At 66.8% G+C, this 10159-nt stretch carries 9 protein-coding genes; 5 read left to right on the top strand and 4 right to left on the bottom strand.

The annotated features are described in order from the left end of the window. Window positions 1-9: 9 nt before the first annotated feature. Window positions 10-627 (top strand): AraC family transcriptional regulator, encoded by a 618-nt coding sequence (locus JGU66_35055; protein ID MBJ6766001.1) that lies wholly within the window; start codon window positions 10-12, stop codon window positions 625-627. Window positions 628-674: 47 nt separating this feature from the next. Next, the gene (locus JGU66_35060; GenBank protein MBJ6766002.1) at window positions 675-1568 is read left to right on the top strand and encodes a sterol desaturase family protein; all 894 of its coding nucleotides are present in this window, start codon (window positions 675-677) and stop codon (window positions 1566-1568) included. A 62-nt stretch (window positions 1569-1630) separates the two neighbouring features. On the opposite strand, the gene JGU66_35065 is transcribed toward JGU66_35060, so the two are convergent. From JGU66_35065 to JGU66_35080, 4 genes are read right to left on the bottom strand one after another with little or no spacing between them, the layout of a single operon-like run. After that, on the bottom strand, window positions 1631-2179 hold the full coding sequence (locus JGU66_35065; GenBank protein ID MBJ6766003.1) for a hypothetical protein: 549 nt from the start codon (window positions 2177-2179) through the stop codon (window positions 1631-1633). Further along, window positions 2176-3210, bottom strand: a complete 1035-nt coding sequence (locus JGU66_35070) for a FecR domain-containing protein (protein MBJ6766004.1) — start codon at window positions 3208-3210, stop codon at window positions 2176-2178. Before JGU66_35070 ends, JGU66_35065 begins: the two co-directional genes overlap by 4 nt. Continuing rightward, entirely contained in the window at window positions 3197-3757 is a 561-nt protein-coding gene (locus JGU66_35075) for an RNA polymerase sigma factor (GenBank protein MBJ6766005.1), read from the bottom strand. Before JGU66_35075 ends, JGU66_35070 begins: the two co-directional genes overlap by 14 nt. 49 nt (window positions 3758-3806) lie before the next feature. After that, window positions 3807-4718, bottom strand: a complete 912-nt coding sequence (locus tag JGU66_35080) for a hypothetical protein (GenBank protein MBJ6766006.1) — start codon at window positions 4716-4718, stop codon at window positions 3807-3809. A gap of 299 nt (window positions 4719-5017) precedes the next feature. On the opposite strand from JGU66_35080, the gene JGU66_35085 reads away from it, so the two are divergent. The 3 genes from JGU66_35085 to JGU66_35095 all read left to right on the top strand — a co-directional run bounded on the left by JGU66_35085 (window position 5018) and on the right by JGU66_35095 (window position 10004). Next, window positions 5018-6610 carry a DUF1592 domain-containing protein gene (locus JGU66_35085; protein MBJ6766007.1) on the top strand — a complete coding sequence of 531 codons (1593 nt, stop codon included), beginning with the start codon at window positions 5018-5020 and terminating at the stop codon, window positions 6608-6610. Continuing rightward, window positions 6607-8214, top strand: coding sequence for a DUF1552 domain-containing protein (locus JGU66_35090; protein MBJ6766008.1), 1608 nt, complete (start codon window positions 6607-6609; stop codon window positions 8212-8214). The genes JGU66_35085 and JGU66_35090 overlap by 4 nt, the downstream gene beginning before the upstream one ends. A gap of 341 nt (window positions 8215-8555) precedes the next feature. Further along, entirely contained in the window at window positions 8556-10004 is a 1449-nt protein-coding gene (locus JGU66_35095) for an FAD-binding protein (GenBank protein MBJ6766009.1), read from the top strand. The last annotated feature ends 155 nt before the right edge of the window (window positions 10005-10159 follow it).

The following is a 10159-nucleotide window of genomic DNA, read 5'->3' on the forward strand; positions in this document are numbered from 1 at the left end:
GAGGGGGCCGTGGCTGTCATTCCTCCAGACACCGCGCACCGCATCGAGCACGGGGCGGCGAATGTGTGGCTCGTCTTCGTGGACCCGGACGGCCCAGTAGGCCGCAGGCTGCGGCAGCTCGATGTGGGCATGGCGTCAGCACAGTGGGTTCGTGCGGGGACGCCTCTCCTCCGTGTGCCGCTCCCGTCCGAACAGGTGCGTGCAGGAGACTGGGGGCGACGGGTGGAAGAGTCGCTGATGCGATTGGTCGGCGAGGCGGTTTCCCCTGGCTCGGTGCACCCTGCGATCAAGCGCCTCATTGCAATCCTCCCAGAGCGCATCGAAGCGGGAGACGTGAGCCAGCGCGCGCTCGCGCAGGAGGTCGGGCTGTCCGCTGGGCGCATCGGACATCTCTTCTCCACCAGCATTGGCATCCCGCTACGTCCCTACATCCTTTGGCTCCGCCTCCGTCGGGCGACGGAAGCCTTCCAGGACGGCGCGACGCTCACCCAAGCCGCTCACGTCGCGGGCTTCACGGACAGCTCGCACCTGAGCAATGCGTTCCGCCGAATGTTCGGGCTTGCGCCCTCGGAGGTTGCCCGAGGCATCAAGTGGCTCAGCGAGCAGCCGTCCACCCCCACAACGTAGCCAGTTCTTCCAAGTCAGCGGGGGTGCAGCGATGCCACCTTCCCCTCATGCTGACGACTCCGCTTCAAGCCTCACCGCTGACGCACTGGGCGCGCCAGGCATTGCGCGTGGGCTACCCGCTCTTCATGCTGCTCGGAATCAACGGTGCAGCGCTGAGTCTTGTCCACGGCGGCGCCGCAAAGCTGTGGCTTGCCGTGCTGCTCATGGCAGCCATCGGAGCGTCCTTCCTCGCCGAGCACGCCATCCCTTACGAGCCAGACTGGAATCGCTCCCACGGGGACATCGGGCGAGACCTCGTTCACTTCGTCGTCAACGAAGCGTCCAACGTCCTGTCCCTTCTCGCGCTGCCGCTTCTCTCAGGCTGGGTCACTGTGAGAGACGAATGGCCACACGAATGGCCATTCGTTCTCCAGGTACTCCTCGCGGTGCTGGTGTTCGACTTCGGCGTCACCCTGACGCATTGGCTGAGCCACCGAGTGCCCGCCCTCTGGAGACTCCACGCCGTGCATCACTCCGTGAAGCGCTTCTATGGATTCAATGGACTGATGAAGCACCCGCTTCACCAGGCCTTGGAGCTGACGGCGGGGGTGGCACCACTCCTTCTCATCGGGCTTCCTTCGAGCGTCGCGACAGCGCTCGCCGCGCTCTCGTGCGTGCAGCTCCTCATGCAGCACTCGAACGCGGACTACACGGTAGGGCCGCTGAAGTACCTGCTGGCCCTCAATGCGGGGCACCGATTCCACCACCTCAAGTGGGCAGGCGTCGGCGACGTCAACTTCGGACTCTTCACCAACGTCTGGGACCACCTGCTGGGAACGTGGTCCTTTTCATCCGAGAAGCAGTTCACCTCGGATGATCTTGGCATCGCCAAGGAGCCGGGCTTCCCACAGGATTACTGGGCTCAACTTCTCAAGCCATTTCAAGGCAACAAACCAGGCTGAGAGGATACGCACTGGGTGACAGACTCCTACCGACTTCACCGATGTAGATATCGAACGGACCCTCAAGATGGAGTTGTTTGGATGACCAGGGCATCCAGCTCGATGACATCGCCTGGGGTACCTTCGGCGCCAGTCACTTCCACGGACACCCGCTCCGTCCCCGCCGGAGCCGTCAGCTCGCGAGTGGTCCGCACCCATTGCTCGGAAAGCACGGGGCTGGAGAGCGTCTCCGCCTGCAGCTCCCGACCGCTGGAGTCGCGCCAGACGACCCGCATCTCAGCGACCAGGGAGCGCCCAGCCGTCCCACGTGCCCAGAAGGAAGCGCGGTGGGCCCCTGGGGATGCCGCGAACCCTGGCCAGTTGTCGGTGATGACACCCCAGCCGTATGGCGCGGTCACCTCCACGCGCAGGCCCGCCTCGCCCTCTCTCGCGGCGGTGGGCGCTCTCGAAATGGTGACCGCGAACCACGCCCCCCAGGTTCCGAGCCCCGTCTCCAGGGATGCGGTCTCCGCGTCCAGCAGATTGGCGGTGGGAGAATGATCGAAAACGGCGGGCTCACAGGCGGTCAGCGCCGTCGCCAGCACCAGCGTGCTCCAGTGCCTCGGTTTCATCGCGCGGTCTCGCGGTCTTGGCTCTCACACGACAGCGCCCCACGCGCACGCTGGACCGCCTCCGTGTAGTGCCCGCGCCGGAACTGCAGCTCGTGCCGGGCCCAGTGCGCGCAGGCGCGCTGCGCGTCCTTGAGCTGGTACGTCAGCAACGAGCCCAGCTCGAAGCTGAGGCGCTCCCGCGTCGCCATCGGCTGCTTGCGCATCGCATCCTCGAGGTACCTCGCCGCTTGCTCGAACTCGTGCCGACCGCGAAGGACCTCCAGCTCTCGCAAGACCTCCTCCGCATTCGGAGCACGAACCGGAGCGACGGGAACGCGGGAAGGTGAAGCCTTCGGGATGGGCGCTGCCAGCGGTTGGGGCCGCTCCGGCACAGGCGGAACAGGCTCGGGGGTCGCGGGCTCGGCAGGTTCGGCCACGGGCCACTCCAAGGTCTGTCCCACTCGCACAGGAATCACCGCGCCGCTGGGCAGACGGAAGGCAATGGCCCCCTCGTGCAGAGTGACCGCGCCTCCTGACTCCCGCGCATCCACCGTGAAGCGCGTGCCCATGACCTCGATGGCGCCGCCGGACACGAGCACGACGGCGGGAGGCGAACCTGGCTGGCGGTGATTCACCGAGAACTCCGCGCGCCCACGAACCAGGCGCACCCCGGAGGACTCTCGGCGGACGACGAGCGGCCCCTGGTTCTGGAGGGTGATGCCTCGGGCCACATCCATCAAGGCGCCCTCACCCGCTTGAATCTCCACCCCCACGGCGTCTTCCCGCACCTTCAGGTCGACACTGCCCCGCGCAAGCTCGAGTCCCCCCCACGAGCGCACCGAGGGTGACCGCATGAAGAACACCACGAGCACCAGCGCCACCGCCGACGCGGCGAGTCCCCAGAACACAGGTCGCCTGTGCCCTGCGCGCTTCGGCTCGCGAGCGTCCCGCAACCGAGACCACACCCGAGCCCGAACGGCGGGTGGCATCCCTTGCTCGCGGCGGAGCGGGTCTTCACGCCGAAGCTCTGCGCGAAAGTCACGGGGAGCCATCTTCCACCTTCCATCCCCAGGCCAGCAGACGGCCCTGGGCGCGGCTGATCAACTTCGACACGTAGCCCTCTGACAGCGAGAGGAGCTGGGCAATCTCGCGCTGGCTCAGGTCATCGAGAATCTTCAAGGCCATCACCACCCGCTCCTGCCCTGGCAAACGGTCCAGCGTCGCCGAGGCGCTGCGCACCGCCTCGCGTCGCACGAGGGCCGCCTCCGGCGTGGACTCCGTCTCCGCGGGTTGCACCGGAAACAAGAGTTCGGAGATGCGCTGTCGAAACGTCTTCTCGCGCCGCAGGGCGGAGAACGCCACGTTCTGCGTGACGCGAAAGAGCCAACCCCGAACATCCTCCTCGCGCAGCCAGGCCCGGTGCTCCCAAGCCTTGAGGAAGACGTCATGTGTGACGTCTTCGGCCCAACTCGAACGGCCGGCCGCATACCGCATGGCCCAGACGTAGACGTCCTCGGCGTGCTCCTCGTAGAGCGTGTCGAATGACACAGGCCGGGCAGGCAGAGCGAGCGGGGCCTTGGAGGGGAGAGCACGCGACATCCATCACCTGAGGACCTACGATTCAAGCAGGAGAAACTTTCCTCGAAGGTTACAGCCCCCAGGAAAGCTGAGCGCCGGTTTCCAGCCTCGCGCCTCCCCGAGACCACAGCGTCTCGCCCTCGCTCACATGCGTCACGGGCCGCAGCAGCCCCAGGGCCACGCGCAGCTCCGCCGAGAGACGCTCGGAGAACCGCCACCGGAGCTTCATCCGAGCCCACCCCGCGGGAGACACCTGGGTCCCCGTCTGGCTCGACAACCCAGCGTCCTTGAGCTGGAAGGCGTGGATGACGAGCCCCGTGCCCGCCCCCGGCTCGAGCAGAAGTCGCTCCGCCACGGAGAGCCGGTAGCTGACGAAGGCGCCACCCTGCACCTCGAACACGGTCAGCGCCGCATCGCGTGACACTCCGAGCCCCGCCTCCGCATCCAGGCCGAATGACTCCCAGCCACGCCTGACAAAGAGCAGGAGATGGGGATCAACCGTGGGCCCACGCCAGACCGTTCCCAGCCCCAGCCCCAAGTCCAGCGAGGGCTGCCATGGAGCGGCGGCCACCTCCACAGGTGGCTGGAGCACGGGCTCGGGCGGGGGTGGCTCGGGGTCCGGATCCGGCTCGGGCTGCACCGCCCGAGTCATCTCGGAGAGCTTCTGGGCGACTTCCAGATGAAGCTCCGAGAGAGAACCCCGCCCCACTCGAACCCCCTGCTCCACCCGATGCCGCGGCCCGACGGCCTCGAGCCGCAGTCCTTCGGGAGTGCGGCTTGCGCGCAGTCGAAGCTGCGCCGGACTCTGTGGAGAGACGACCGCGAAGCCCTCCTGAATCAGGCGCAGCGCCACCTGTCGCTCCAGCGCCACGCCATCCCACCGCCGGTAGTCCTGCTCGGGCAGCGCACGAAGGTCGAAGGACACCGACACCGCCGGGGCCTGGGTCAGGACGAGGGAGAGCGCGCAGAGCAGAGCAGTCATGCGGTGAGGGGCGAGAGTACCGTCGCCCGTGGCCCCCAGCCAGCATCGACTGCCCATTCGCGCTGAGGCCACTGGGCAGGAAAGTATTTTCGGCCACGCGAGTAGCCAGGGGCATGACGCTTCCTCGCTCCGTGAGCCTCCTGCTTCTTTGCGCTGGCGCGGTCGCCTGTAATGGATCCATCGGGCCCAGCCCGCACACCGGCGGAGACGAACCCGCTCCGCCGCCCGCGTCCGAGTCCATCCATCCGGCGCCAGCGCAGTTCTCCTGCGACACCAACGCAGTCCCCGCGGACCTGCCGTTGCCCCGGCTGTCCCGGACGCAGCTGATGAACTCGCTCCGCTTCGCCATTGCCCGTGCGCTGCCGAACGAGGCCGATGCCCTCTGGGCGAAGCTCACTCCCAACCTCGCCCGTTACCCCACGGACCGGCGCACTCCCGCGCCGGGTGACTTGAAAGGCGGCTTCAGCCGGCTGGACCAATCCATCCAGCAGACCCAGGTCGACGTCATGTATGACCTGGGCAAGGCCGTGGCCCAGGAGCTGACCAGCACCGACGCGCGCCGCAACGCGCTCCTCGGAAGCTGCGCGAGCGACAGCCAGACAGCGAACGATCGGGCCTGCCTGGAAACTTTCATCCGAGGTTGGGGCTCGCGCGTCCTGCGCTATCCGTTGCCGACGGCGGAGGTCACCGCCTTCGCCGACATCGCCGGAGCCACCCCGGTGGACAGAGCGGCGGTGGCGGACGTCATCACCACCCTCTTGAACTCGCCCTGGTTCCTCTACCGGATCGAGCATGGCACCACCGCCGACGGCGCGGTGAGTCCCCTCTCCGCGTTCGAGCTGGCCTCGAAGCTGTCCTATCAATTCTGGCAAGCGCCTCCGGACGACGCGCTCTGGGCTGCGGCGGCCGATGGCTCGCTCCTGACCGCGAGCGGCTTCAGCGCACAGGTCGACCGGATGATGAAGAGCGCGCAGTTGCGAAGCGCGTTGGACGAGTTCGTCAGCGAGTGGCTGCGACTCGAGGAGTTGCCGTCGCTGGTGGCGCTCCAGAACGACCCGGTCTACCAGTCCTTCGTTGGGGCGCAGATGCCTACGGACGCCACGCGCACCGCGATGCTCGAGGACGTTCGGCTCTCCGCCTGGAACACCGTCGTGTCCGGAGGCTCGGTGAGTGACTTCCTGCACGACCGGAGGTCCTACACGTCGGATCCATTCCTGGCCGCCATCTACGGCGTGCCTGTCTGGAACGGATCCGGTCCAGCGCCGGTCATGCCGTCCCAGAATCGCAGCGGACTTCTGACCCGCGCGGCATTGCTGGCCACGGGGACCGCCTCGACGCGTCCCATCCACAAGGGATACCTGGTGCGCAACGCCCTGCTCTGCCAGCAAGTCGGGGCGCCTCCGCCCAATGCCAGCGACAGGCCACCCGCGCCCACGGCGAGCACGACGACGCGACAGGCGGTGACCCAGCTCACCTCCGGAGGCATCTGCGGAGGCTGCCACAACAGCACCATCAACCCACCGGGCTTTGTCCTCGAAGGATTCGATGCGCTCGGCCGAGAGCGCAGCGTGGAGCGGCTGTTCAACCCGCAGGGCCAGGAGACCGCCTCGCCCGCCGTGGACACCTCAGCGGACGTGCGGATCTACGACTCCGAGCAACGAGTCATCTCCAACGCCGCGGACCTCTCGCGGATGATCGATGACAGCCAGCTCTTCGAGTCGTGCGTCGCGCAACACTACTTCCGCTTCGCGCACGCTCGCGTGGAGTCCACCTCCCGCGATGGCTGCCTGCTCTCGGAGATGGAGACCGTCGCGCGCAGCGGCGCACCGATGTCTGACTTGTTGAAGACCGTCGCCAATCACCCCACGTTCAAGCAGAGGAGCTTCCAGTGAGCAACACACCCGTCTTCCGATGGGACCGCCGCATGTTCCTGCGCGGCGCGGGCGGAGCCGTGCTGGCGTTGCCGCTGCTTCCGTCGCTCTTGAGTCCCCGCGAAGCGAAGGCCCAGGCCGCGCAGCGCCCGAAGTGCTTCGTGCACTTCCGCACGCCCCACGGCGCCATCTTTGGCGCGAGCATGTGGCCGGGGGACGCGGCACTGACGCAGTCCTCGTTCTACGCGGACCACGACGTCCGACGGGGAGGCCTGGCCGCGGCGACCAACGCGAGTGGTGATGCGGTCATCAGCCGGGTGCTGACCGCGAAGTCGTCCGTGCTCACGCCCACGCTGGTCTCGAAGATGAACATCCTGCGGGGACTCGATTTCCCCATGTACATGGGTCACAACTTCGGCGCCCCACTCGGCTACTACGACTTCGACAAGGAGCGGCCCGGCTCTCCCCGAGCGACCATCGATCAGGTGATGGCCTACTCACCGGCCTTCTACCCAAGCGTCGCCTCCGTCCGGAAGCGAAGCGTCGCCATCGCGGGCTCGGGCACATCGACCGGCAGTTGGGGGTACAACACGCCCGGAGTTCGCTCGTCCGGGGTCGCGTCGAGTTCCATCAGCGGAACCGAAAGCTCGCTCGCCCTCTTCGATACGTTGCTGGCCGGCACCAGCAGCCCCGGCAATACCCGAGCCCCCGTGGTGGACAAGGTCCTCGAAAGCTATCGGCGGCTGCGCAATGGCAACGGTCGGCTCTCGGCCGACGACAAGGTGCGGCTGGATCAGCACATCGACGCGGTCGCCGAGCTGCAGCGCCGACTGGAGACCACCAGCGCCGGCTGCCAGGTGCCAGCCCGTCCCACCACCGACAACCTGACACTGCGAAACTCGGGTTCCTTCGGAGGAGATCCCGCGAAGAACGTCGAGTACTTCCGGCTCATCAACGAGGTGCTCGCCGTGGCGATGAACTGCGGCGTCTGTCGCATCGCCACCATCAGCATCGACGAGAACAACCAGAACCTGACGTTCACCGCCCGCGCGCCTCAGGGAGAAGACTGGCACAACAACGTCGTGCATCCCGCGACCGTGGCCGGGGCGAACCAGGACCTGGTGGTCCAGTTCAACCAGGTCTTCTTCTCGCAAGTGTTCCTCGACCTCGTCACTCGCTTCGAGCGGTTCTCGAACGGCGCAGGGGGAACCCTGCTGGATGATTCGCTGCTCGCGTGGGGGCAGGAGAACGGCAACACGCCCCACTTCTCCTTCTCCATCCCAGTCGTGACCGCCGGGAGCGCGGGGGGGGCCCTCAAGACGGGCAGCTACTGCGACTACCGAAACATCACGCGCAAGGTGAGCGGCGACTCGAGCACGGGCACCGAGGGCAACTTCCTGTGGTCGGGCCTCCTCTACAACCAGTGGCTCGGCACGGCGCTCCAGGCGATGGGCATTCCGCAATCGGAATGGAGCGAACCCGACCACCCCGGCTACGGATGGAAGGCGTCGTACCAGTCGACCTACGAGTACCTCTTCACGAACAATGGCTTCACTGCCGCGCAAGCCTATCCGGCATCGATGTGGCAGAAGACGGGAGAGCTGCTGCCATTCCTCACGCCCTGACAACGTCATGAGCGGCCAGAAAGGCTCTGCTGATTGGCAGGGCCTTTTTGTTCAACACGGCCTCGCGAGTCATCCTCCGACAGGCCCCAACGCCATGGTTTGGCAACGTGCCAGACGTCCTTCATGCCATCGCCAGACGTGTCCCCGCCTTCGTATCCAGGAAGCTTCCTGGCGAACTGGAGGAGTCTCCAGTCGATGGCTCTCAAAATGACGCGCCATCCCTGCGCAATCTCGCGCGGCATGAGTGGTCATGAACCTTCAAGCGGTGAACGGGGAGAAGCGTTGAATTGTTGAGAGGAACGGCCTCGGGATAAAAGACTCCGACGCAGAAGGAGGAGTGAATGCCGAGTCGAGCCGTCTCCCGGAGGCTGTTGCTCCAAGGTACGCTGGTCGCAGTCGCATTCAATCCCACCCTTCGGAGCTGGGCCTCCACGATGGAGGCTGGCGCGGTCCCGCTGCCGCCACTCGATGGCGAATTGCGGATGGACACGCCGTCGCGGACCACGGCTGCGGAGGACTTCGGCCACATCCTCCACCGCACGCCGAAGGCGGTGCTCGTTCCTGGCTCGGTGAGGGACATCGTGGCCATGGTCCGCTTCGCACGCGCCCAGGGACTGAGGATCGCCGCCGCTCGGGGACTTGGAGAAAGCCACAGCACCTTCGGCCAGTCCCAGGTGCCCGCGGGCATCGTCATCGACATGTCCACGCTGTCGACCATCCACGAGATTGGCGAGGACAGCGCCTGGGTGGATGCGGGCGTCCGCTGGCGCGACCTGCTCCAGGCCTCGCTTCCCAGCGGCAAGAGCCCGCCGGTGCTGACCGACTACATTGAGCTGAGCATCGGTGGGACTCTGTCGGCGGGGGGCATTGGCGGGCAGGCGTTTCGCTGGGGACTCCAGGTGGACAACGTCCTGGAGATGGACGTCGTCACGGGCCAGGGAGAGCTTGTGCGGTGCTCACGCTGGCATGAGCGCCCCCTCTTCGACGCTGTGCGCTCGGGCCTGGGCCAGTTCGGCATCATCGTGCGAGCGAGGGTGAGACTCGTCGACGTGCCTCCTCGAGCGCGGACGTACATCGCGCTGTACAACGACCTCCACCGATTCTTGGAGGACCAGCAACGGCTCATCGAGGACGGTCGCTTCGATTACGTCGAGGGCTCTGTCGTCGCATCCAATGGGGGCCGGGCGTATCAGCTCGAGGTGGTGAAGTACTTCACCCCGGGCGCGGAGCCCCACGATGCGAGCCTGCTCGCGGGCCTGGGCTTCCAGCCCGGAACCCTCCAGGCGAGCGACGGCAGCTACTTCGACTTCGCCAACCGGCTCGCGCCGCTGATCGCACTGCTCAAGCAACTCGGCGTCTGGGACTTCCCCCATCCGTGGCTGGACATGTTCGTCCCCGCCAGCGCCGCTGAGTCCTTCGTCCGGGAGGTCCTCGCACAGACCGCCGAGGCCGACATGGGGCAGGGGCCCATCCTCCTCTACCCCTTCCGCTCCTCGCGGCTGACCACGCCCTTCCTGCGCACCCCCAACGGGAGGCACGTCTTCCTCTTCTCGATGCTCCGCACCGCCATTCCACCGACATCGGAGACCGTCGAGGCCCTCGTGCAGAAGAACCGCGCCATCTTCGACCGGCTCACAGCCATGGGAGGGAAGATCTATCCCGTGGATGCCGTGCCATTGAGCCCCGCAGACTGGCGCCGCCACTTCCACCCCGACTGGGAGCGGTTCGAGCACGCCAAGCGACGCTACGATCCGGACCGTATCCTCACGCCGGGACAGGGCATCTTCTGATCGCCCCCTTTTGAACGGGCCTTCTCGCGAGCACACCGTGGCAGGAAGAAGGCCTGCCAGGTCCTGCGGGAGCAGGCAGCCCATGCGAGCCGGCCCGGACGCGAAGCGCCGCAAGGGCCGAGCAGAAGGGCCCAACTCCAACTCGGGGCAGGGGC

The organism is Myxococcaceae bacterium JPH2 (assembly GCA_016458225.1).
Classification (GTDB): domain Bacteria; phylum Myxococcota; class Myxococcia; order Myxococcales; family Myxococcaceae; genus Citreicoccus.